13 protein-coding genes are annotated in these 22,724 nt (G+C 73.3%); 5 read left to right on the top strand and 8 right to left on the bottom strand.

The window, feature by feature from the left end; genetic code table 11:
* The first annotated feature begins 25 nt into the window (after positions 1-25).
* Both ABZ945_RS15855 and ABZ945_RS15850 read left to right on the top strand, forming a co-directional pair.
* On the top strand, positions 26-1,984 hold the full coding sequence (locus ABZ945_RS15855; protein ID WP_361269060.1) for a fructose-specific PTS transporter subunit EIIC: 1,959 nt from the start codon (positions 26-28) through the stop codon (positions 1,982-1,984).
* Positions 1,985-2,023: 39 nt separating this feature from the next.
* Positions 2,024-2,302, top strand: coding sequence for an HPr family phosphocarrier protein (locus tag ABZ945_RS15850; protein WP_361269058.1), 279 nt, complete (start codon positions 2,024-2,026; stop codon positions 2,300-2,302).
* Between the two features lie 120 nt (positions 2,303-2,422).
* Here the strand turns inward: ABZ945_RS15850 and ABZ945_RS15845 are convergent, their stop codons facing one another.
* The 7 genes from ABZ945_RS15845 to ABZ945_RS15815 form a co-directional block, all read right to left on the bottom strand.
* Positions 2,423-2,911, bottom strand: coding sequence for a hemerythrin domain-containing protein (locus tag ABZ945_RS15845; protein WP_361269056.1), 489 nt, complete (start codon positions 2,909-2,911; stop codon positions 2,423-2,425).
* Positions 2,912-3,069: 158 nt separating this feature from the next.
* Entirely contained in the window at positions 3,070-3,795 is a 726-nt protein-coding gene (gene cas6e / locus ABZ945_RS15840; RefSeq protein WP_361269053.1) for a type I-E CRISPR-associated protein Cas6/Cse3/CasE, read from the bottom strand.
* Positions 3,792-4,727 carry a type I-E CRISPR-associated protein Cas5/CasD gene (locus tag ABZ945_RS15835; RefSeq protein ID WP_361269050.1) on the bottom strand — a complete coding sequence of 312 codons (936 nt, stop codon included), beginning with the start codon at positions 4,725-4,727 and terminating at the stop codon, positions 3,792-3,794. Before ABZ945_RS15835 ends, cas6e begins: the two co-directional genes overlap by 4 nt.
* Positions 4,724-6,112, bottom strand: a complete 1,389-nt coding sequence (locus ABZ945_RS15830; RefSeq protein ID WP_361269048.1) for a type I-E CRISPR-associated protein Cas7/Cse4/CasC — start codon at positions 6,110-6,112, stop codon at positions 4,724-4,726. Before ABZ945_RS15830 ends, ABZ945_RS15835 begins: the two co-directional genes overlap by 4 nt.
* On the bottom strand, positions 6,109-6,684 hold the full coding sequence (gene casB, locus ABZ945_RS15825) for a type I-E CRISPR-associated protein Cse2/CasB (protein WP_361269044.1): 576 nt from the start codon (positions 6,682-6,684) through the stop codon (positions 6,109-6,111). Before casB ends, ABZ945_RS15830 begins: the two co-directional genes overlap by 4 nt.
* On the bottom strand, positions 6,681-8,204 hold the full coding sequence (locus tag ABZ945_RS15820; protein ID WP_361269041.1) for a type I-E CRISPR-associated protein Cse1/CasA: 1,524 nt from the start codon (positions 8,202-8,204) through the stop codon (positions 6,681-6,683). Before ABZ945_RS15820 ends, casB begins: the two co-directional genes overlap by 4 nt.
* A 174-nt stretch (positions 8,205-8,378) precedes the next feature.
* Positions 8,379-8,552, bottom strand: a complete 174-nt coding sequence (locus tag ABZ945_RS15815; RefSeq protein WP_361269038.1) for a hypothetical protein — start codon at positions 8,550-8,552, stop codon at positions 8,379-8,381.
* Positions 8,553-8,713: 161 nt separating this feature from the next.
* Here ABZ945_RS15815 and ABZ945_RS15810 point away from each other — a divergent pair, with 161 nt between their 5' ends.
* Positions 8,714-12,448 carry a hypothetical protein gene (locus tag ABZ945_RS15810; RefSeq protein WP_361269036.1) on the top strand — a complete coding sequence of 1,245 codons (3,735 nt, stop codon included), beginning with the start codon at positions 8,714-8,716 and terminating at the stop codon, positions 12,446-12,448.
* Between the two features lie 94 nt (positions 12,449-12,542).
* Positions 12,543-20,678: an SDR family NAD(P)-dependent oxidoreductase gene (locus ABZ945_RS15805; RefSeq protein ID WP_361269034.1), complete on the top strand. Its 8,136-nt coding sequence runs from the start codon at positions 12,543-12,545 to the stop codon at positions 20,676-20,678.
* Here ABZ945_RS15805 and ABZ945_RS15800 read toward each other — a convergent pair.
* Positions 20,672-21,520: an NAD(P)H-binding protein gene (locus ABZ945_RS15800; protein ID WP_361269032.1), complete on the bottom strand. Its 849-nt coding sequence runs from the start codon at positions 21,518-21,520 to the stop codon at positions 20,672-20,674. The two genes, ABZ945_RS15805 and ABZ945_RS15800, sit on opposite strands and share 7 nt — an antisense overlap.
* A 165-nt stretch (positions 21,521-21,685) precedes the next feature.
* Here ABZ945_RS15800 and ABZ945_RS15795 point away from each other — a divergent pair, with 165 nt between their 5' ends.
* Complete coding sequence (locus ABZ945_RS15795; protein ID WP_361269030.1) at positions 21,686-22,708, top strand: AraC family transcriptional regulator; 1,023 nt, start codon at positions 21,686-21,688, stop codon at positions 22,706-22,708.
* Positions 22,709-22,724: the final 16 nt, after the last annotated feature.

Genomic DNA, 22,724 nt, shown 5'->3' with positions numbered 1-22,724 from the left:
CGCACCCCCGGCAAGGAGCCGTGCGATGACCGAACTGATCACCGCGGAGCTGGTCGACACCGACCTCTCCGCCGACACCAAGCAGGCCGCCGCCCGCTCGCTGGCCGAGCGGATGGTCGCCGCCGGCCGCGTCACCGATCTGGCGGGCTTCCTCGCGGATGTCGCCGCGCGCGAGGAGCAGCTGCCGACCGGACTGGAAGGCGGCATCGGCATCCCGCACTGCCGCAGCGAGCATGTCACCGAGCCCACCCTGGCGTTCGGGCGCAGCGCCCGGGGCATCGACTTCGGCGCCCCGGACGGCCCGGCCGACCTCATCTTCCTGATAGCCGCCCCGGCCGGCGCCGACACCGACCATCTCACCATCCTCTCCGCCCTCGCCCGGCGGCTGGCCGACGCGGAGTTCACCACCGCGCTGCGGGCCGAAGCCGACCCGGCCCGGGCCGCCGCCCTGATCCGTGGCGACGACGAGCGGCCCTCGGCCGTCCCCGCTCCGGAACAACCGGCTTCCCCCGACCGCCCGTTCCGCATCGTCGCGGTCACCTCCTGCCCCACCGGTATCGCGCACACCTATATGGCCGCCGAGGCCCTTCAGCGCGCCGCCGAGGCGGAGGGTGTGGAGATCGCCGTCGAGACCCAGGGGTCGGCGGGCTTCACCCGTCTCGACCCGGCCGTCATCGCGGCCGCCGACGCCGTGGTCCTCGCCCATGACGTGGAGGTACGGGAGAAGGCCCGGTTCGCCGGAAAGCCCACCGTGGACACCGGGGTGAAAGCGGCCATCAACCGACCGGCCGAACTGGTCGCCGAGGCCCGCGCCCGGGCCGAGCGAGGCGAGACCGGCGCTCCCGCCCCCGACCGGCCCGCCCCCATGGACCGGCAGCCGGACGGCGGTGAGCGTGACGGCTTCGGCACCCGGCTGCGTACCTGGCTGATGACCGGCGTCAGCTATATGGTCCCGTTCGTCGCGGCGGGCGGTCTGCTGATCGCCCTCGCCTTCGCGGTCGGCGGCTACGGGATCACCGAGGCCCCCTCGGTGGCCGAGCACTTCCGGTGGACCGAGGCCGCCAGTTGGGCCGCCCTGATGTTCCAGATCGGCGGCGCCGCCTTCGGCTTCCTGGTCCCGGTGCTGGCCGGCTATATCGCGTACGGCATGGCGGACCGCCCGGGTCTGGTGCCGGGCTTCGTCGGCGGCGCCATCGCCGTCACCATCGAGGCCGGGTTCCTCGGCGGCCTCGTCGCCGGTCTGCTGGCGGGCGCGGTGGTCATGGCGATCCAGCGGGTCGACGTGCCCGCCGTACTGCGCGGCATCATGCCGGTGGTGGTGATCCCACTGGTCTCGGCGGCGGCGGTCGGCTTCCTGATGTTCGTGGTGGTCGGCAAGCCCATCGCCTCCTTCCAGCAGGCGATGACCGACTGGCTGGGCGGGCTCTCCGGAGGCAACGCGGTCCTCCTCGGGGTGCTGCTCGGTCTGATGATGTGCTTCGACCTGGGCGGCCCGGTCAACAAGGTCGCCTACGCCTTCGCCGTGGGCGGCCTGGCCACCCCCAACGACGGCAGCCTGAAGGTGATGGCGACCGTGATGGCGGCGGGCATGGTGCCGCCGCTGGGCATGGCGCTGGCCACCACCGTGCGCGGCCGGCTGTTCAGCCGGGCCGAGCGGGAGAACGGCAAGGCGGCCTGGGTGCTGGGCGGCTCCTTCATCACCGAGGGCGCCATCCCGTTCGCCGCCGCCGACCCACTGCGGGTCATCCCCTCCGCCATGGCGGGCGGTGCCGTCACCGGCACCCTGTCGATGGCCTTCGGCGCGACCCTGCGCGCCCCGCACGGCGGAGTGTTCGTCGTCCCGCTGATCGGCCGGCCGCTGCTGTACCTGGTGGCCATCGCCGCGGGCACGCTGGTCACGGCCGCCCTGGTCATCCTGCTGAAGAGCCGCCGCCGCGCGACCGGCCCCGAACGCCTCACCACCACGGCCCCCGCCGCGGTCTGAGTGCCGCCCCCATCCCCCTCACCGTCAGGAGTCTCCCCCGTGTTCGAGCGCACCGCCGTCGTCGGCTCCGCCTCCGGGCTGCACGCACGCCCCGCCTCGCTGTTCGTCCAGGCCGCCGGCCGCCAGCCGGTCCGGGTCACCGTCGCCCGGGACGGCGGCGCCCCGGTCGACACCCGCAGCCTGCTCTCCGTACTCGCCCTCGGGGCCCGGCACGGCGACACCCTGACGCTGCGCGCCGAGGAAGAGGGCGCCGAGGCGGCCGTCGAAGAGCTGGCCGCCCTGCTCGCCACCGACCTGGACGCCAGGGAGCAGGTGTGACGGGGCGAGCGCGCGGCCGATCGGGCGACTGACGCCGTCGGAGCGGGACTTCCGCCGTCACGGTTCGGGAGTCCCGCTCCCAGGGACGCGCCGTCCACCCTCAGGACGTACCGTCCACCCTCACCCTTCCACCAGTCGCCGCACGTTGTCCACGCTGCCGCAGTCGGCGTCCAGCAGCTTCGCCCGCCGGTCCCGGAACGCCCGGCCCAGCGCGCCGCGCCGCTCGTCGGACACGTTCTCCCGGGTGTCGTTGAGCAGGCTGCGCTCCTCCTCGTCCAGATGGTGGGTCACCGCCTCGGACAGCTTCTCCAGCGCCTCGTCCCAGGCCTCCGGGTCGTCCTGGTCGGTCTCCAGCAGCGCGAGCAGTGCGGCGTTGCCGTCGTCGTGCTCCTTGGAGCCGTGCTCCACTTCCTCGTCGTCCACGTTCTTGTAGCGCTTGAGTGCCGGGTAGACCTCCGCCTCCTCGGCCTCGGCGTGCGCGACCAGCAGACCGGAGAACTCGCGCAGCGCGCCCGCCCGGTCCTCGTCCACGCTGCGCATACGCCGCAGCAGGTCCTCCATGGTGCGGTGGTCGGCGAGGATGAGCCGGACCACGTCGTCGGCTGCCATCGGGTACGTCCTCTCGTGCTCTCATGCCGGGGTCTCGAACGCCCGGCCGAGCCGCCCCGTAGGGTGCCGCCGACCGAGCGTGCCGAGCAGATGCCCCGCGGACCGCCTCCCACACCGGCCGCCGCCGAGGGAGTCTCCGGCCGTCAGCCCCGGTGACCTCACCGCACCAGGATCAGTCCGCAGCCATAAGCACGGCCGTGTCCCAGTCCCCGGGTCAGCACCTGGACGAACACGGCCGGGTCCGTCACCGTCAGCTTGCCCCTGATCTCCGCGCGCGTCAGCCGCAGCCCCTTGTGCGGCGAGGGGCTGGAGATCTGGGGCAGCATCCGGACGCCCAGGTCGTCCGGGTGCGCGTCGGCACCCAGCCGGGTGAGGCCGGTGGCCTCCACCACGGAGGGCTCGCCGAGCGGCTGGAGCCGGCGGGTGAACCAGGTCCGCACATGGTCGGGACGGGTGTGCGGCACCCGGGCGCCGCGGGTCTTCTCGGGCGAGCCGGAGGCGGGCGGAAGACTGCGGACGGGGTTGACCACGGTCCGGAAGTCGACCGTGTCGCCGACACGGAAGGTCCGGTCGAGGGTCAGCGTGACGGCCTTCTCGGCGAGGGCGGCCCGGGGGATCCGGCTCCAGTCGCCGGGCACCTGGGACTGCACCACGAGGGAGAGCAGGGCCTCCCGGAGGTTGAGCGTCCAGGTGGACAGCACCGCCATCTGGGAGCGGGCGTCGGCGCTGCCGTCGTCCACCCAGCCCCGGAAGCCGCTCATCACGGTCCGGTGCATGTCCTGGGCGTCGATGAGCGACTTGGCGACGTAGGGGTGCCTGGCCTCCAGGGTCAGCAGCGTGTGGGTGGCGACGAACCTGGCGGCCGTGGTGCGAGGCGCGGTCACGGGATGATGTTCCAATCGCGTGCACGGGAATCGATGGTCACGCGCATCCGCTCCTCCCAGCGGGCGCGGTGCTGGGGTCCCATGGCAGGGAAGCCGACCGGCTGGTCCATCACCGGACCGGTGCCCGGGAGGGGGTGCCCGCTCTCGATCCACGCCCACGGCCGGGGGTCCAGCCGGCGCGGAGGCGCTTCATAGAAGGCCGGCAGCAGGGCCACCGCCTCGAAGACCTCCTTGAGCCTGCCGGGCCAGACACCCAGCGCCAACTGCCCGGAAGGCGGGCAGGACTTGCGGCCCAACCACAGCAGACGCCGGGGATGCTCCAGAGCATGCGCGATCCGCTCCAGCAGCCTCCTGTCCTTGTCCTCGCCTTCGAGCCCGACGAGGAAGGTGGCGTCGGCCAGATACCAGCGCTCCGTGATCAGCGCCTTGCGCCGCACCTCGGCGGAGACCAGCGTCCCGGAGAGCGGGTCGGCCGTGATCCTCTTCGGCGCCCCGTACCAGCCCGCCAACTCCTGCCGCCCGAACGGTCGTACGAGGTCAGGGGATGGTTCACCGCCCTGCGCGAGGTCGTCTTCGGCCTCCTCGCCGACCGCGAGTGCGGCGGCCGCGCGGCGGTGGTCGGTGGCCAGGTCCCGAGGCCGCAGCGGATACCGGCCGGCGCCTACGGTGTGGTAGTCCCGCACCGGTTTGCCCGGGTGGTCCGCCCGCACCCCGAACCGCAGCGGGGCCAGCTCGGCGAGCGGATCAGGTCCAGGGGCGTCCCCGGGTCCGCCCGCAGGTACCGCCTCGCGCGGCAGGCCGAGCGCCGCCGCGCAGAGTCCGATGACCCCGGACTTCGTCGGCCTGCTGTGGGTGTCACGCCGCCAGAACCGGCTGGCCACGCCCCAGGACTGGAGGGGAGCGGCGAGCCGGATGAGCAGGACGTGGCTCACCGCGTCAGCTCCTCGATCTTCTTCACGGCGACCACGCTCGCTCCCGCCTCCCTCGATGCGTCCCTCAGCACGGCGTCGATCTGCGGGTCGTAGGTCAGCACCCGTGCGTCGGTCAGATCGGGGCGGCGTTCGCTGACGAAGGCGTGGTGGGTCAGCAGTCTGCGCACCGCGGCGGGACCCGCCGGGCCCTCCCCGCCCTTGTCCAACGGGTTTTCGTCCACTGGCAGTTGAAAGGCGGCGGCGTAGTTGTAGGGCCGTTCACCCTCGAAGGCGAGGACCAGCGCGGGCAGCGATCCAGTGGACGCTGTGGAGTTCTTCTTCGCCTCGGGGAACGCCTCCACGAAGGCGTTGACGAACTCCTTCTCGGCGGCGAGGGCGGCGTCCTCCGCCTCGGCCTCCGTCATCCCGGCGATGCGGAGGTTGGTGCGCAGCTGGGTCCGGTCCAGGACGGCATGGCGGTAGAAGGTGCCGGTGATCAGGGACTGGTAGCCGGTCATCCCGGCACCCGAGTCGTCCGCCGAGTCCAGGAAGTCCAGAGCGTTGCGTTTGCGGTGCAGCTTGGCGTCGTCGGCGGCCGCGTAGAAGTCATCCACCTGCTCGGCCTCCTGAACGGTGAAGGCGTGGCTGCTCTGCACGGCGCCGTCCACGTTCGGGGAGTCCGCGATCTCCGCGAGGAAGCGTCCGTAGAGCGCGATGTCGATGGCGTCCCGGGGGGCGATGGCGAGCAGTACGGCGTCGCGGTGGCGCTTGGCCAGCGGGGGAAGGGTTGTCTCGGCGGGTCCGGCTCCTTCGGCCGTGTCCACGGTGCCGTCGGGTTCGACGTCGCCGCCGTCGCCAGCACGGGCAGAGCCCTTCCGCGCTCCCCGCCGTCCTCCCCCCTTCCCGGCCGCCGCCTTCTCTTGCGCGGCAAGGTAGTCGTCCCGCCACACCCGCAACTCCTGGGCGTTCTCCTGCACATAGGCGGCAATCCGGTCGCCCGTGTCGGCCGGGGCGAAGAGAAGGACCTTGGTCAGATTGGCCACGGTCTTCTTGGCCCGGTCACCGAACTTGAGCCCGGTGGCCTCGATGACGGCGCGGGCGGTGGTGATCGCCTCCTCGCGGTCCCAACCGTGCGCCTGCTCCAGGCTCCTGGCCGTGATGAGCGCCCACTCCCGGGTACGCAGCCCGGTGCTGCGGCCCGCCAGGGCGCCGATCCCGGCGTTGGCCCGGTTCCGTGCGTGCACCCGTTCGGCCCGGCGGCGCGCTTGGCTGCTGATCATATGGCGTTCAACTCCGCCATAGACCAGGCTCTTCGGGGAGCCGTTCTCGTCCCTGACCGGGAGCACGGCGACCAGGGTCTCCAGCAGGTGCAGGGAGAGGAACTGGCTTCGGGGGGCCTGGGTCACTGGGTCGCGTCCTTCCGCGTCGTGGTGGTACTGCTTACGGTCCGGCCGCGCGTTCCCGGATGGTGGAAGTCGACCGACCACCCGTAGGCGATGCGCGCCCGGCGGTCGTACCACCGGGTCAGGTCGTCGGTGAGCCGGGTCCAGGAGGGTGGTGGCTGCTCACAGGAGCGCAGTCGGGTGACCGTGTGCTGAAGGTGCCGCCACGGAATGCGGCGACTGGCCACCACCCGTGCCAGCAGCCGCTGGGCGCCCGGGTTGTCGGGCCCACGCCCGGTGCCGTCCCCGATCCTGCGCGCCGCCGTGCCGAGGCTTCCGCTGCCGTACAAGGGCGTGGACCGGCCCTGGTGGTAGACGCCGAACAGAAAGGCCACGTTCTCGTAGATCTCGCGGTGCTTCTGTGGGCCGAACCAGCCCGCGCGGATATGGGCGTCGGTCGTCCTGGTACGGCGCAGTTCGGCCAGGCTGCCGTACTCGCGGTTGTGCACCAGGGACACCAACCAGGCGGTGAGCTGGTCTCCGCCCCGCTGGTCCGGGACGGGCCCGGTCCACTCAAGTCCGCTGCTGTCCCTCATCCACTCCCTCCTCGGAGTTCTTCGGGGGCACCGGGTGCGGCAAGCCACTCCCGGAAGCGCTGTTCGGCCCGGGCCCGGGCACGCATGCCGGTGTCGTTGGCGGGGAGCGAGTCCAGGCGGTGCTTGAGGAAGTCCTCTGCCAGCAGGCGCAGCTCGGCGGTGTAGTCGGGGAGGGCCTGCGCTGCGGGGGCTCCCAGGGCCGTTTCCTCCAGCAGATATAGGAATGGCTGCTCGGCCGCCGGCCAGAACTCACGGCGCGCGTCGAACCGGGCCTGCTGGGCCGGGCGGTCGGCGGGTTTCGGGTTCGGATACACGATCTTCCACGCCGCGTACGCGGCCCGCTCCAGGCCGTCGGCGATCCGCTCCGCGACGGCGGAGCCGTGCTGGGAGGCCCAGCACAGTTCGGCCTCCTGGGACGGGGCGTACGGAAAGTAGCCGTCCGTCCAGGTGGTGACCAGGGTCTTGTCGGCGATGAGCCCGACGGCCCAGAGCTTGTACGGCGAGTCGGGGCCGGGGCCCTCCCTTTGTCGCTCGGCGAGGGTGCCCAGCCGGCCGAACAGCCCCTGCTCCTCCTTCGTCGCAGCGGTGTAGAGCGCGTGAGCGTCACGCCACAGCGCCCGGGTCGGTGACGGCCACAGCGGCTTCCCGTGCCCGTTCATCTTCTGCTTCGGGACCGCATCCTCAAGATCACGTGCGGGGTCGAGCTCAAGAATCTCGCCGGCCCCGATCAGCACCCGGGTGACCAGCACGTCCCTGCCGTTCAACACCGGCTCCAGCAGCACCGAGCGCCCCAGGTAACTGTGCAGGTCCGCCGGGCCGGAGGTGGCGCGCCCCGGCGGCTTGACCTGGAAGCCGCGACGCTTGAAGTCCCCGCTCGTCCAGGAGTAGTTGAATTGGCCGACCTGGTCCTCGGCGGCCGGGTAGAGGTTCAACCGCAGGGTGTCCCCCAGGGTGCGGCCCTGCGCCACTACTCGAATGCGGCTCTGGAGCCGCCCTGCGGCCAGATTGGTCAGCTTCGGCCCGAGCCACTTCCCGGACAGCCGGGCCCGCCCCGCCAGCCCGTACACATGCTGGACCAACAGCGCCCGGAACGCCTCAGCGGCCGAGAGCGGTGTCGGGTCCTCCAGGTGGTAGTGGTCGAAGAACTGGCTGTAGTCACCGACTCGTTCGAGGACCAGCTGAGCCGGGCCGGTGCTTTCCGCATCCATCTTGCATCGCAACTGGCTGTTCTGACCCAGTGGGGTGTCCAGGTGGAAGAGGTCCCAGTCGTCCGCCACTCCGTCGGCCAGCCATTGCACGGCCCTGTCGAACGGGTGCCCCTCCACCACCCAGGCGTGCCACTCGTCGGGGGACACGGGGTGATCCCCGGCCGCGAAGCAGATGGCCAGCAGGTATTCGATGAGCGCGACCCCCTCACCCGGGGTGGCACCTGAGAGGTTGCCGCTCAGCTCGTCGGCACACCGAAGGGCATCCAGCAGCGAGAGGTCGACGGCCTCGTTTTCGAGGGTGATGCCAGGCACGCAGGGGCGGTGGCGAGGGTCCCAGGAGGGGCGCGGAGTGCTGGTGTTGGACGTATCGGGCAAGGTGGCGCGGACCGCTCTCGTCAGGTTCGGAGGGTGACCCAACGGACGCTAGCAGTAAGCGCGTTGCGGCGGAGGCGTTTCAGGACACCTCCACCACAGATGCCTGACTCGTCAACGCGGCGGGCGGCGCTTCATCAGGATGGTGAGGGTGGCTCGGGCATCGCGGCGGCGGTCGGGGGTGCGCGCCAGGATGGAGGTGAGGGCCACGGTGGCGAGGACGACCGGATAGGTCGCGGCGCCGGCGGCGGCGAGGATGACGACATCGGGGAGGGCAGCAGGAAGCACGAGCACGGTGGTCCTTTCGGAGAGTGCCCGGGCTTCGAGTGCCGGGCTGTGGTTCCACTCTGGCGAGCCGGGGCCCGTTAACCGAGACCTGTGAGAGACCACTGAAAAGCGGCAGGTCAACCGGCATGTCATGCACATTCATGCATCAGGGAGGAAGCCGGATGGCCAGCGATCCGAAGACGCATCAGAGGCGGATGGCCTTCGGCGATGCGTTGGAGGGCCTCCTGACCCGGGCCGGGTTGAGCCCTTCGCACTGCGCGACCCGAGTGGGCGTCAGCCGGGTAACGGTCGACAAGTGGCGCAAGGGTGAAACAGCGCCCCGGAGCACCAACGCAAGCCAGATACGACAGTTGGTAAGCCAGCTGCGCGGGGAGCTCGGGGAGACCGCCGGGTTCGATGAGACGTGGCAGCGTCTGCTGGAAGCCGCCCAGCAAGAGAGCGCGGATCACCAGGGCAGCGCCGAAGGCCGCGGGAAGCTGCGGGAGTGGTTGGCCCGCTTCGGCGCCGAGGAATACGTGAACAGTGCCTTGCACGATCGGGTCGCGGAGCTCAGGGCCATGCGGGACTTCATCCAGGCCACCGGAAGCGACGCACCGTCGTACCTCTGGTGGCAGGCGGCGAGTCGGACCGGAAAGTCCGCCCTACTCGCACACTTCCTCAAGGAGCTGCCAGAGGACGTCGAGATCGTGGCCTGGTTCATTCCCTCAACCCCTAGCGGAACGCCCTCCTCACACGTCACGCAGAAGCTGGTGGGCCGGTTGTACGAGCTTCTCGACAGGAGGCAGCCCGCCGCGCCTCAGGACCTCAACCCCGACCAGTTGCAGAGGCTGTTCCAGGATGTCGCCATCCGCTGTGCCAACAAGGGGCGCAGGCTGCTGGTGATCGTGGACGGGCTGGACCGGGACGCGGCCTGGCAGGCTTGGCAGGGAGGCGTGTGGGACGACCACCCCGGCCTGCCGAGCATCGCGGCACTGCTCCCGTATCCCGACGTGCCCCGCCCCCGGCGAGCGTCCAAGCATGATGACAAGCGCACCATCCGCGTCATCGTGTCGAGTCTCCCGGTCACCGAGCCGCCGCCGGATGTGCCCTCGGACCACCCGCTGCGGCAGAGCGGGGTGGTACGGGCGCTGCACCCCGTGGAGCGGCTGCCGGGCTACGCGGACGCTCGGGCACGCGAGGTGCTTGCGCCGCTCTATGAGGCCGAGCCCGACCGCACCATTGTTGGTCTGCTGGCCTGCGCGGGATCGGGCCTGAGCGTGCTGGACCTGACAGAGCTGGCCAGGACGGAGCGCGTCCAGACGGAGCGCGCGTTGGCGGTCGCCCGATGCCACCGGTTCGGCAGCGACCTCGACCACGGGGGCCATGTCCTCGTATCGGAGCGGCTGCTGCGAGCCGCGCGGGAGAGAACGGATGCCGACCTGCGGGTGCGCTGTCTCGACGCGCTGCATGCCTGGGCCGACGACTGGCAGGGGCGCGGTTGGCCGACTTCGACGCCGCGCTATCTGTTGTCGCACTACCCGGGGCTGCTGCATGGCCGGAGCGGACGCCGGGAACGGTATGTGCTCGACCCTCGCCGCCAAGCTCGGATGGTCGCGGAGGGTCTGGCCGACGAGGCGCTTGGGCAGCTCGACCTGATTTCCGGGACGGAGGACGCGGACCTCACACTCGCCGCACGGGTCGCCGCGTCCAGGGACCTGTTGACCCGGCAGGGACGGCCCGTACCGCTCTACTTCCCTCGCCTGTTCGCACTGGCCGGCGATACGGCGCGGGCCCGGGAGCTGGCCCTGTCAGCGCCGATGGCCTCGGATCGGGCGGTCTCGCTATCGAAGGTGGTCGAGGTACTCGGCCAGGAGGGGCGGGCAGGGAGCGGGGAACTGGCGAACGAGGCAGCCCACTGGGCGCAGCACGCCATGGCGGCCGACCGCACCAGGACGTACGCCGGAGTGGAGCCGCCCTCCGCCGAGCTGGCGCATGTCGGGTGCCGGCTGCGCTCAAGCGGCCACCGTGAGGCGGGCGTCGCGGTGCTGAAGTCGGTGGTGGCCTGCGAGGCCATGAGCTGTGCAGCCCGCGTCATGGCCGCCAAGGAGCTGGGCGCCCACTGCCTCGTCGCACTTGCGGAACGCGCGGAGGAACTGAGCCAGGGTGAGCTGCGGGACCAAGCCGAGGCGCTGGCACTGTGGACAGAGTTGGCCATGGCAGTGGGGAAGGATGACCGCGCGTTCCAATTTGTCGCCCCCAGGACCCGTCCGCGAGCAGACACCCTCTGGACGGCCAAGTGGGTCGGCAACGCCGCAATCCGGCAGCGAATCGAAGTCTTCTGCGACTCGTTGGACCCCCTCGCGGATCTGGAACACAACGACCTGCTGGCGTTCGGCGCGGTGGCTCTCGCATCGGACCGCCCTCTGAAAGCGCAGAAGCTCGCGCAACGGGCTCGATGGGCCTTGCGCCATGCTTTCACCGATCCTGAGTACCGCTCCCCCGCCGACCGCGCCCACCTCGGCCTCGAACTCTCCACCACCCTGGCCCGCGTCGTCCACGCGCTGCTGGTCGTCGGCCAGCCGGTCGCCGCCCGGGGCCTGCTGGATGAGGTTCCGGACCGGCTCCGTACCGATGCGCTCGGTGACGACATCCGGGAGGCGGCCTTCGCCGTGCTGGAGCCGGGAGGCGCCGTGTACTCCGGCGCAGAGGAGGAACCGGCCGAGCCCGCCGAGGTCGCGGTGATCGAGGAGGCATTGAGGCGGCACCCCGCACGTGGCGAACGGCTCCTCGCGGAGGCCTTCGGGCAGTGGGAAGGGGAGGCCGCGGCCGTGGGCGGACCCGTGTGGAGGCTGCCGCTCGCCGAGGCGCTGGCCGCAGGCGGGCAGGTCGAGGAGGCGGTGCGGCTCGTGGGAGGTGCGGGCGAAGCCGGTGTACGGGCGAGGGGTCTGGCCGCCGTGTCGATGGGCTGTTCGGCGAGCGGGGCCGCGGTCGAGGCGGCGCGGTACGCCCGGGAGGCGGAGGCGGAGGCCGAGGGGCTGGAGGACGCGGTGGTGCGGGGAGCGGTCGCCCAGGCGCTGGCGCACACTGGTGACGCCGAGGCCGCGGAGCGGTGGACGCGCGGGGAGGGAGCGCGGAGCACGGCGCGCCACCAGGACGAGCAGTCTCGTACCGCCGTGGCGGTGGGCCTGGTCCCGTACGATCCCGAAGCCTGCGGTCGGCTGGTGGGGGAACGTCTTGCCGTACTGGAGCGGTCGGCTCGTATGCCGTATCTGCGCGGCAGGGTCCTGCCTGCGGTGGCGGAACTCCTGCTGGCGCTCCCCGAACCGCGACGGCCCGATGCCCGGATGTGCGCGGCGCTGGAGAGCTTCCGCGCCGCCCGGGGGGAGGACATCCGGTCGTGGGACCCGCGCGCGGTGCTGGTGCATGCGCTGCTCGATCTGGGCGCGATCCCCCATGGCTCGCCAGCGCTGGGGGCCAGGCTGGACAGCTGGGAACAATCCATGGCCGGTACGCCCCATGCCGTGGGTCCGCCGGTCGCGGAATGGGCCGTGCTGCACGCGGTCCGCGGGGATGTCGAGGCGGGGTGCCGGATCGCCGGACGGGGTCGGACCTCGCAGGAACGGGCGGCGGCTCTGGCGGCGGTGGCGACCTGTCTCGCGCGGGTCCGGACGGTGGTGCCCGCCGCCCAGGCCGACGGGGCTCAGGAAGATTCCAGACTCCGCTTCCTGGCGCTGGCTCATGCCCTCGGTCCGGAGTCGGCTCCTGACGAGGAGCGGGCTCGGTACCTGGTCCGGCAGGTGTTGGCAACTGAACACTGGTACTACGCGCTCCCGTTGCTGCCTCGGCTCGCCCCGAGCGCGCTGCCTCCGCTGGCGGACCTGGCGCTGACTCATCTCCGGCTCCGGCCGAGTGATTGACGGGGGTGGTCACGGGGGTGCAGCGGCCGAAAGGCAACTTTCCGGCCTCTGTCGGCATCCTCAACCACAGGTCCACGGAGGAGGGTTCGAGCGCATGGGACGGATGGGTGCGGGCGAGGCGGGTGGGATCGTCAGGCCGCTGCCGGAGATATTGCGGGAGCATGCGCGGCGGCGCGGTGGGAAGGTCGCCTTCGAGGATGGGCGCACCCGGCTGACCTATGGGGAGCTGGACCGGAGGACCGGGCGGCTGGCCGGGCATCTGGTGGGGCTCGGGCTGGGGCGGGGCGAGCGGGTGGCGATCCTGCTCGGCAACCGGGTGGAGGCGGTGGAGAGCCTGCTCGCCGTCGTCCGGGCGAGCGGGGTGGGCGTGCCACTGGATCCGGGGAGCTCCGGGCCCGAGCTGGCCCGGCTGCTTGACGACTGCGACCCACGGGTGATCATCACCGAGCGGGGCGGGCCGGTGGTGCCGTCTCGCCCTGGAACGGTCCTGGTGGTGGTGGATGGCTCCTCGGCGTATCAAAAAGGGCTCGGATACGAGGAGTTGGTGAGGGCGGAGCCGGGGGCGCCGACTCGGGACGATCTGGGGCTGGACGAGGTGGCGTGGATTCTCTACACCTCGGGTTCGTCGGGGACCCCCAAGGGCGTGCTGCTGAGCCAGCGCAACCGGCTCGCTCCGGTGGCGGCGGGGCTCGCCGGGGTGCTCGGCATGGACGAGGACGATCGGCTGCTGTGGCCGTTGCCGCTGCACCATGCCATGAGCCATGTGGTCTGTGTCGTGGGAGTGACGGCGGTCGGGGCGAGCGCGCTGGTCCTGCCACGGTTCACGGTGGCGGAGGTGATGCGCCGACTCAGGGGTGAGGAGGTGCCGTTCACGTTGCTGGGTGGGGTGCCGACGACGTACTCCGCCTTGCTGGACGCGGTACGGGGCGAGGTGGTCGGGGGGCGGGATGACGGGCTGGGGACGCCCGCGCTACGGGGTTGTGTCAGCGGGGGCGCCTCCGCCGGGCCCGCGTTCCGGCGGGACTTCGAGGCCATCTGCAAGGTGCCCTATCTGGAGCACTACGGCAGCACCGAGGCCGGCCCGGTCACCATGTCGGCACCGGAGGACGGGACGGCGGCCGAGTCGTGCGGCCGGGTGCTGCCCGGCATCCGGGCCCGCGTCGGCGGCGGCGACGGCGGACGGGAGGTGGGTGAAGGGGAGTTGTGGGTGAGCGGGCCGGGGGTGACGGCCGGGTACCACGGGCGGCCGGAGGCCACCGCCGAGGTGTTGGTGGACGGCTGGTTCCGTACCGGGGACCTGGCGAGGCTCGACGGTTCGGGACAGCTGGTGATCACCGGCCGGGCCGGTGATCTCATCATCCGCGGCGGGGCGAACATCCACCCGTCCGAAGTGGAGGCGGTGCTGCGGCGGCTGCCGGGGGTGGCGGACGCCGCGGTGGCCGGGCAGCCGCACCCGGTCTTCGGTGAGGTGCCGGTCGGCTATCTGGTGCCCCGGCCCGGCGTTGCGCTGGACCGGCGCCGGCTGCTGGCCGCCTGCCGTACCCAGCTGACCGCGTACAAGGTGCCCGCCGAGCTGTACGAGGTGGAGGAGATCCCCCGTACGTCTTCTGGGAAGATCCGGCGGGGGACCTTGGCGGAGCTGGGTGGGCGGATGCCAAAGGTGAGTCCGGCCGCTGCCGTAAAGGACCTCGGGGATGCGGCGGAGGTGCTGGAGCTGGTGCGGCGGGAGGCGGCCGCCGTGCTGGGGCGCCCGGGCGAGGAGGTGGAGGCCCAGACCGCGCTGCGCGATCTGGGCATGGACTCGCTGGCGGCGACGGTGCTGAGGGAGCGGCTGTCGGCGGCGACCGGGCTGCCGCTCTCCGAGGCCGTGGCCTTCGACTTCCCCACCGCGGCCGCGCTCGCCGATCATCTGCGGACGCGAGGCGGCACGATCCCGGCCTCCGTCGCCGTGGTCGGCTCCCAGGAGCGGGACGAGGACGATCCGGTGGTGATCGTGGGGATGGCCTGCCGCTATCCGGGTGGGGTGGCCTCTCCGGAGGAGCTGTGGCGGCTGGTGGCCGAGGGGCGGGACGCGATCGGCCCGTTCCCCGACGACCGGGGCTGGGACATCGAGGCGCTCTACGACCCGGACCCGGAGCGGCCGGGGCGGACGTATGTCCGGGAGGGCGGCTTCCTCACCGGGGTGGACCGCTTCGACCCGGGCTTCTTCGGCATCTCCCCGCGCGAGGCCCGGGCCATGGACCCGCAGCACCGGCTGCTGCTGGAAGTGGCCTGGGAGGCGTTCGAGCGCGCCGGGCTGGACCCCCGGGCGCTGCGCGGTTCGCCGACCGGGGTGTACGCCGGGCTGATGTACAGCGACTACGCGAGCCGGCTCGCCGAGACGCCCGAGCATGTGGAGGGGTACCTCGGCATCGGCAACGCCGGCAGCGTCGCCTCGGGCCGTATCGCGTACACCTTCGGGCTGGAGGGGCCGGCGATCACCGTGGACACGGCCTGCTCGTCGTCCCTGGTGGCCCTGCATCTGGCGGCCCAGGCGCTGCGCCGGGGCGAGTGTTCGCTGGCGCTGGCCGGCGGGGTCACCGTGATGTCGGCGCCCTCGTCGTTCGTGGAGTTCAGCCGGCAGCGGGCGCTGTCGCCGGACGGCCGCTGCAAGGCCTTCGGGGCGGCCGCCGACGGTACCGGCTGGGCCGAGGGCGCCGGGATGCTGCTGCTCACCCGGCTGTCCGAGGCGCGCCGGACGGGGCTTGAGGTGCTGGCCGTGGTGCGCGGCTCGGCGGTCAACCAGGACGGTGCGAGCAACGGGCTGACCGCGCCGCACGGCCCGGCGCAGCAGCGGGTGATCCGGCAGGCCCTGGCGGACGCGCGGCTGGCGCCCGGGGACATCGACGCGGTGGAGGCGCACGGTACGGGCACCCGGCTGGGCGATGTCATCGAGGCGGAGGCGTTCCTGGCGACGTACGGGCGGGAGGCGCGGGAGCGTCCGCTCTGGCTGGGCTCGGTCAAGTCGAACATCGGGCACACCCAGGCCGCCGCCGGGGTGGCGGGCGTCATCAAGACGGTGCAGGCGATGGCGCACGGGGTGCTGCCGCGCACCCTGCACGCCGATGACCCGACGCCCCGCGTCGACTGGTCGTCGGGGCGGGTGGCGTTGCTGACCGGGGAGGTGGACTGGCCGGCCGGGGCGGGCCGTCCGCGCCGGGCCGGGGTCTCCTCCTTCGGCATCAGTGGCACCAACGCCCATGTGATCCTGGAAGAGCCCCCAGCGGGCCCGCTCCCGACGGAGCCGACGGGGACGGGGGCGGTGCTCTTCCCGCTCTCGGCGAGGAGCGGGCCCGGGCTGCGGGACCAGGCCCGGCGGCTGTACGAGCGGGTGGCCGCCGACCCGGGACTGGCGCCGGTGGATGTCGGGTACTCCCTCGCCACCACCCGGGCGGCCTTCGAGCACCGGGCGGTGCTTCTGGCCAAGGACCGGGAGAGTCTGCTCGGCTCCCTGCGGGCGGTGGCGGAGGGTGGCGCGGGAGGGGGGCTCGGGGTGCGGACGGGTACCAGTCGGCGACACGGCCCGCTCGCCTTCCTCTTCACCGGGCAGGGCAGTCAACGGGCGCGGATGGGTGCGGAGTTGTACGCGGCTCGGGAGCTGTTCCCGGCGTTCGCCCGGTCGTTCGACGAGAGCTGCGCGCTGCTGAACCCGCTGCTGCCGGTGCCGCTGCGGGAGGTGGTGTTCGCCGACGGTGACGGTGACTCGGAGGCGGGCGCGCTGCTGCGGACCACGCGGTTCGCGCAACCCGCGCTCTTCGCTCTGGAGACGGCGCTGTTCCGGCTGCTGGAGTCCTGGGGCGTACGCCCGGATCTGGTGGCCGGCCACTCGGTGGGCGAGGTGGCCGCGGCGCATGCCGCCGGGGTGCTGTCGCTCGCGGACGCCTGCACCCTGGTGGCCGCCCGGGGCCGGCTGATGGACGCCCTGCCGCCGGGCGGTGCCATGGCCGCGATCGGGGCCGGGGAGGCGGAGGTGGCCGACCGACTCGCCAAGCTACCCGGGGTGGTGGAGATCGCGGCCGTGAACGGGCGCGGCTCGGTGGTCGTGTCGGGGGACGCTGAGGCGGTACGGGAGGCGGTGGCGTACTTCCGGGAGCGGGGCCGGTCCACCACGCCGCTCCGGGTGAGCCATGCCTTTCACTCGGCCCGGATGGAACCGATGCTGGATGCGTTCGCCGAGGTGGTGGGGAAGTTGGACTTCACCCGGCCTTCGATTCCGCTGGTCAGCGCGGTGCCGGGGCGGGCCGCCACCGACGAGGAGCTGTGCTCGCCGGAGTTCTGGGTGGAGCATGTCCGCCGTCCGGTGCGCTTCGCCGACACGGTCGGACAGCTCGGCGCCCTGGGTGCCGCGCACCATCTGGAGCTGGGGCCGGACGGGGTGCTCAGCGGGCTGGTACGGGACTGTCTGGCGGGTGGTGATGGTTCGGGGGGCGGTGCCTCCCCGGCGGCCGGGCCGTCGCCGCTGGTGCTGCCCACGCTACGGGGTGGGCGGGCCGAGGCGGACACCCTGCTGGACGCCGTGGGAGCGTTGTACGCCCATGGGGTGCCGGTGGACTGGCGGGCGCTGTTCACCGGGCGCGGCGGGCGGCGTACCGCGCTGCCCACGTATGCCTTCCAGCGCCGTCGCTACTGGCTGGACGTACCCGCCCGGCAGCGGTCGGGCGCGCCCCGGCCGGAGGGGCGGGCCCATCCGTTTCTGTGGTCCCGGACCCAGACGGCCGATGACGGCGGGCTGCTGCTGTACGGGCGGCTCTCGCTCTCCGACCAGCCCTGGCTGGCCGACCACAGGGTGGCGGGGGCGGTGCTGCTGCCCGCGACGGCCTGGGTGGAGATGGCGCTGTACGCGGGTGGGCTCGCCGGTACGCCGGTCCTGGAGGAGCTGGCTCTGACCGCACCGCTGCCGCTGCCTGGGGACGGATCCGTCGAGGTGCAGCTGAAGGTGGCGGAGGCCGAGGCGGACGGCCGGCGGTCGGTGGTCTTCCATGCCCGACGGGAGGGCGGGCCATGGGAGCGGCATGCCTCGGGAACCCTGGCGGTGGAGGAGACGGAGGGGGCAGCGGGAGGCCGGGGGCTGGAGGTGGCGTGGCCGCCGTCGGGGGCGGTGCCGCTGCGGCTGGATGAGCGGGACGCCAACCCGTATTCCCTGCTGGCCGGTGGCGGGTTGGGCTATGGGCCGGCGTTCCGGGGGCTGCGGGCCGCCTGGCGGGACGGGGAGGCGCTGTACGCCGAGGTCGAGCTGCCCGAGGTGGTTGCCGGAGGCGGGGCGGACTTGGCCGACGGGGCGGGGTTCGCCGGTGGGGCGGACTCGGCCAGTGGGGTGGGCTGGGCCGGTGGGGCAGTCTCCGCCGACGGGGCGGGATTCGCTGTGCATCCGGCGCTGCTGGACGCCGCGTTGCATGTGCTGGCGCTCGACGGTCTCACGGCGGACGGCCCCGACGGCGGGCTGGAACGGGGGATCGCGCTGCCGTTCGCCTTCGGCGGCGTACGGCTGCACTCCCCCGGCACCCGGCGGCTGCGGGTGCGGATGGCTCCCGGGCCGGACGGGCGGACCGGGGTGTGGCTGACCGACGAGGCGAACGCCCCGGTGCTGACGGTCCGTTCACTGGACCTCCGCCCCCTGCCGCCCATGGCCGGCCCGACGGCGGGGCTGCACCGGATCGACTGGGTGCCGCTGCCCCGGCCGACCGGGCAGCCGGAGGCGGGGACGGGGTGGGGCGTCCTGGGCGAGGGGGGCGAGGCGCTGGTGGGACGGCTCGCTCCCCCGGGCTCCGGGGTCCCGGTGTACGCGGATCCGGCGGCGGTGGCGGCGAGCGGCCAGGTGCCGTCCGTGGTGGTCGCCCCGCTGCCGATGCCGTCGGGGACGGGCCATGGTGTACCGGGGGCGGCCGAGGTCCGCTGGGCTGCCGCCCGGGCGTTGGCGCTGGTGCAGGGGTGGCTCGCCGAGCCGCGATGGGCGGACTCCCGGCTGGTTGTGGTCACCTCGGGCGCGGTCGCGCTGGACGGCGCCGGGGAGGATGGTCCGGTGCCCGCCCATGCGCCGGTGTGGGGGCTGGTCCGCTCGGCACTGCGGGAGAATCCGGGCCGCTTCGCGCTGGTCGATGTGGACGAAGACGCGGAATCCTGGGCAGTGTTGGCCGCGTTGGTGGCCGCCCCGGGGCTGGGTGCCGAGACGGCTGTGCGGCGGGGTACGGCGTATGCGCCGGAGCCGGTCCGGTTGGACGTTTCGACAGGCGTGCGGCGGCTCGATCCGGAGGGCACCGTGCTGGTCACCGGCGGCACGGGTTCGCTGGGGATGCTGGTGGCCCGCCATCTGGTGGCCGCCCATGGCGTCCGTCGGCTGCTACTGGTCGGCCGCCGCGGACCGGAGGCTCCCGGGGCCGCCGAACTCGTCGCGGAACTGGCCGAGTCGGGCGCCGAGGCGACCGTACGGGCCGGTGATGTCGCGGACCGGGCGTCGCTCGGCGCCCTGCTCGACGAGGTGCCGGCGGAGCATCCGCTGACGGGTGTGGTGCATACGGCGGGGGTGCTGGACGACGGGATCGTCCCGGCGCTCAGCGCCGGCCGTCTGGAGCGGGTGCTGCGGCCCAAGGCGGATGCCGCCCTCCTCCTGCACGAGCTGACCCGGGGCCTCGATCCGGCGATGTTCGTGCTGTTCTCCTCGGTGGCGGGGACGTTCGGCTCGGCCGGGCAGGCGGGCTACGCGGCGGCCAACTGCGTACTGGACGCCCTGGCCGCGCACCGCGGGCGGCTCGGTCTGCCGGGTACGTCGATCGCCTGGGGACCGTGGCGGCAGAGCGGCGGGATGATGGCGCACCTCACCGAGGTGGATCTGCGGCGGATGGCCCGGGCCGGGTTCGCACCGTTGGACACGGAGGAGGGGCTGGCCCTGTTCGATGCCGCGGTGGCCGGTGAGGATCCGGTGGTGGTGGCGGCCCGCCTCGATCCGCAGGCGCTGAGGGGTGGCGAGGCCCCGGCCCCGGTACGGCCGCGACCGGTCGCCGCCCCGGGCGGTACCGGCTCGCCCCTCGGCCCTCGGCTGACGGCCACCGCCTCCCGGGGCGAGCGGGAGGGGCTGCTGCTCGCCGAGGTCAGAGGCCTGGCCGCCCTGGTGCTCGGGCATCCCGAGGGGGCGGAGGCGATCGATCCGGACGGGTTGCTGGCCGAGCTGGGGCTTGACTCGCTGGCCGCGGTGGAGCTGCGCAACCGGCTCTCGGCGGCGGTCGGGCTCGCCCTGCCCACCACTCTGCTGTTCGAGTTCCCCACACCGCGGGCGGTCGCCGCCGAACTGGTGGAGCGTCATGCACGGGAGGCGGCCCACGACGGACCCGATCGTGAGGTCGACCAGGGCGGGGTGCCGGAGACGGAGGGCGGCGGTTCCGACTTCCTCGGTGCTCTCTTCCGTGGCGCCTGCACCCAGGGGAGGACCTATGACGGCATGGTGCTGCTCACCGCCGCCGCTCGGCTGCGTACCGTCTTCGACTCCGCCCGGGCGGCGGCCGGTGCGGTGCTCCCGCCCACCGTGCTGGCGGCGGGTGGCGTGGGGCCCCGGGTGGTCTGCTTTCCCGCCCTCAGTCCGCTGTCCGGGCCCCAGGAGTACGCGCGGTTCGGTGCCGGTCTGAGGGGTCTGCGCCCGGTGTCGGCGCTGCGCCATCCGGGCTTCGGGGCCGGGGAGGCGCTGCCGGCCGACCTGGACGCCCTGGTCACCGCCCAGAGTGCGGCGGTGCGCGCGGCGGCGGGCGGCGGGGAGCCCGTGGTGCTGCTGGGGCGCTCGGCGGGTGGTTGGGTGGCGCAGGCGGTGGCCGAGCGGCTGGAGGCGGAGGGCTCCGGTCCGCTCGCCCTGGTCCTGGTCGACACCCATCCGAGCGACGACACCGGAAGCGCCGGGGAGCTGTCCGCGATGACCTCGGACATGCTGCACCGGGCGGCGGAGTTCGCCTCGGCGGATCCGGTCCGGCTCACCGCCATGGCCGGCTACTTCGGCCTGTTCGCCGGCTGGGAGCCCGGCCCGCTGCCCTGCCCGACGCTGTTCGTACGGGCTCGGGACCTGCTGCCGGGCACCGAGCCGGCCCCGGAGTGGGGCCGGCCGCACTCCGAGGTCGCCGTGGACGGGGACCACTTCACCATGCTGGAGGAGCATGCCCGTACCACCGCCCGGGCCGTGGACCGCTGGCTGGCCGAGGTGCTCCCCTACTGACCGGCCTGGGTGAAGTCGGTGCGGGCGACATACTCCGAGAAGTCGCGCGGCGGTCGGCCCAGCGCCTGCTGGACGCCGTCGGTCACCTCGGCGCCGCGCTCCTCCCGGATGTGCCGGAACAGCGCGGCCAGCAGCTCGGTGTCGGCCTCGGCGAATCCGGCGGCCGTGAGGTCGGCGCGGTAGGCGGCCTCGTCGACCGGGACGAAGCGCAGCGGGCGGCCGGAGGCGCGGGCGATCTCGGCGACCGCGTCGCCGAAGCTGAGCGCCCGGGCGCCGGAGAGCACATAGGTGCGCCCGGTGTGCCCGCCCTCGGTGAGGGCGACCGCCGCCACCTCGGCCAGGTCCTCCAGGTCGACGAAGGGCTCGCGGCCCTCGCCGGTGGGCAGCCGCAGCTCGCCCTCTCCCAGCAGGGGGGCGAGCAGCTCGAACTCGGTGAAGTTCTGGGCGAACCAGGTGGGGCGCAGGATCGTCCACTCCAGGCCGGACTCCTGGACCGCCCGCTCGGTGGCGAGGTCGTCCTCGCCGGGCAGCTCGTCCCAGACCCGGGCGGAGAGCAGCACCAGCCGCCGGGCCCCGGCCTTGGCGGCGAGCTCGGCGAAGCCGGCCACCTCGGCGGGCGAGTCCGCGGTCTCGGAGTCCACCACGTACACGGCGTCGACGCCTTCCAGGGCCGGGCCCCAGGTCGAGCGGTCGGACCAGTCGAAGCGGACCGCGCTGCGGCGGGAGGCGACGACGGGGTCCAGCCCGCGGCGGCGGAGCTCGGCCGCGACCCGGCGCCCGGTCTTGCCGGTGCCGCCGAGCACCAGGATCTTGGCGGGGGTGGAGGGAGTGTGAGAGGTCATGGGGACCAGTACACCGCGCCCGGATCGCCGTCGCGATGGCTGATCCGCTCGTTTCGATGTCCGATCGTCTCGTTTCCCGGGGGTTTCCCTTGGGAGTCGGTGCTTCGTCTCCCGCCGGTTTCCTTCGGGGTTCGCGGCGGCCGGCGGTTTGTAGGATCGGGTGGCATGGATGACGCGTTGTCGGGCCTGCTCCAGGATGTCCGCCCGCAGGGGGCGCTCTTCGACCAGTCGGTGGTCAACCCCCCGTGGTCGCTGCGTTTCCTCGACGCGGCCCCGCTCTCCCTGCTGACCATGGTCAGCGGTGGCGGCTGGGTGGTCCCGGACGGCGGGGAGCCGGTGCGGCTGCTCCAGGGTGATGTGGCGATCGTGACCGGGCCTGAGCCGTACACGGTGGCGGACGATCCGGGGACGCCGCAGCTGGTGCTGGTGCACTCCGCCGACCGGTGCACCACCCCGGGCGGGGCGCTGGTGGTCGGGGACGCCCTGCCGATGTGCGGGCCCGGCGAGGGGGCGGACGGGCGGGGTGGGGCGGAGCTGCTCCGGGGCACCTTCCAGGTGCGGGGCAGCGTCTCGGAGCGGGTGCTCACCGCCCTGCCGAGGGTGGCGCTGGTGCCCGCCGCCCCGGAGGGCTGCCCGGCGCTGGAGATGATCGAGGCGGAGCTGCGGCGGGACACCCCCGGGCGGCAGGTGATGCTCGACCGGCTGCTGGACCTGCTGCTGGTGTGCGCGCTGCGGGAGTGGTTCGAGCTGCCGGGCGCCCAGGCCCCGTCCTGGTACCGGGCGCACACGGATCCGGTGGTCGGGCGGGCGCTGAAGCTGATGCACGGGGATCCCGCGCACGGCTGGACGGTCGCCTCGCTGGCGGCGGAGGCGGGGGTGTCCCGGGCCCGGTTCGCGCGCCGGTTCGGCGAGCTGGTCGGGCAGTCCCCGATGGCGTATCTCACCGAGTGGCGGATCTGCCGCGCCGCCGATCTGCTGGCCCGTACCGATGCCACGGTCGACGCGGTCTCCCGCCAGGTCGGCTACGCCAACGCGTACGCGCTGAGCGTCGCCTTCAAGCGCACCTGGGGGATCCGGCCGACCGAGCATCGCGCCCGGGCCCGGGCCGCGCGGGCGACGGGCCAGGGAGTCGGTGCCGACGCCGGTGTCGGGCGGGACCTGGCCAAAGTGGCCGGCGCGCGGGGCTGAACCACCGCGCGCCGGC

It is taken from the genome of Streptomyces sp. NPDC046887 (genome assembly GCF_040644755.1).
Lineage (GTDB): Bacteria > Actinomycetota > Actinomycetes > Streptomycetales > Streptomycetaceae > Streptomyces > Streptomyces lichenis.
Note: the sequence above shows the minus strand (reverse complement) of the source record. Positions and strands in the feature narration are given on the sequence as shown.

What these genes read in the sequence shown, in the direction of transcription:
- ABZ945_RS15805 (WP_361269034.1), top strand. Translation starts at nt 12,543, where the DNA reads ATGGGACGGATGGGTGCGGGCGAGGCGGGTGGGATCGTCAGGCCGCTG.
- ABZ945_RS15795 (WP_361269030.1), top strand. Translation starts at nt 21,686, where the DNA reads ATGGATGACGCGTTGTCGGGCCTGCTCCAGGATGTCCGCCCGCAGGGG.
- ABZ945_RS15810 (WP_361269036.1), top strand. Translation starts at nt 8,714, where the DNA reads ATGGCCAGCGATCCGAAGACGCATCAGAGGCGGATGGCCTTCGGCGAT.
- ABZ945_RS15855 (WP_361269060.1), top strand. Translation starts at nt 26, where the DNA reads ATGACCGAACTGATCACCGCGGAGCTGGTCGACACCGACCTCTCCGCC.
- ABZ945_RS15845 (WP_361269056.1), bottom strand. Translation starts at nt 2,911, where the DNA reads ATGGCAGCCGACGACGTGGTCCGGCTCATCCTCGCCGACCACCGCACC.
- casB (WP_361269044.1), bottom strand. Translation starts at nt 6,684, where the DNA reads ATGAGGGACAGCAGCGGACTTGAGTGGACCGGGCCCGTCCCGGACCAG.
- ABZ945_RS15800 (WP_361269032.1), bottom strand. Translation starts at nt 21,520, where the DNA reads ATGACCTCTCACACTCCCTCCACCCCCGCCAAGATCCTGGTGCTCGGC.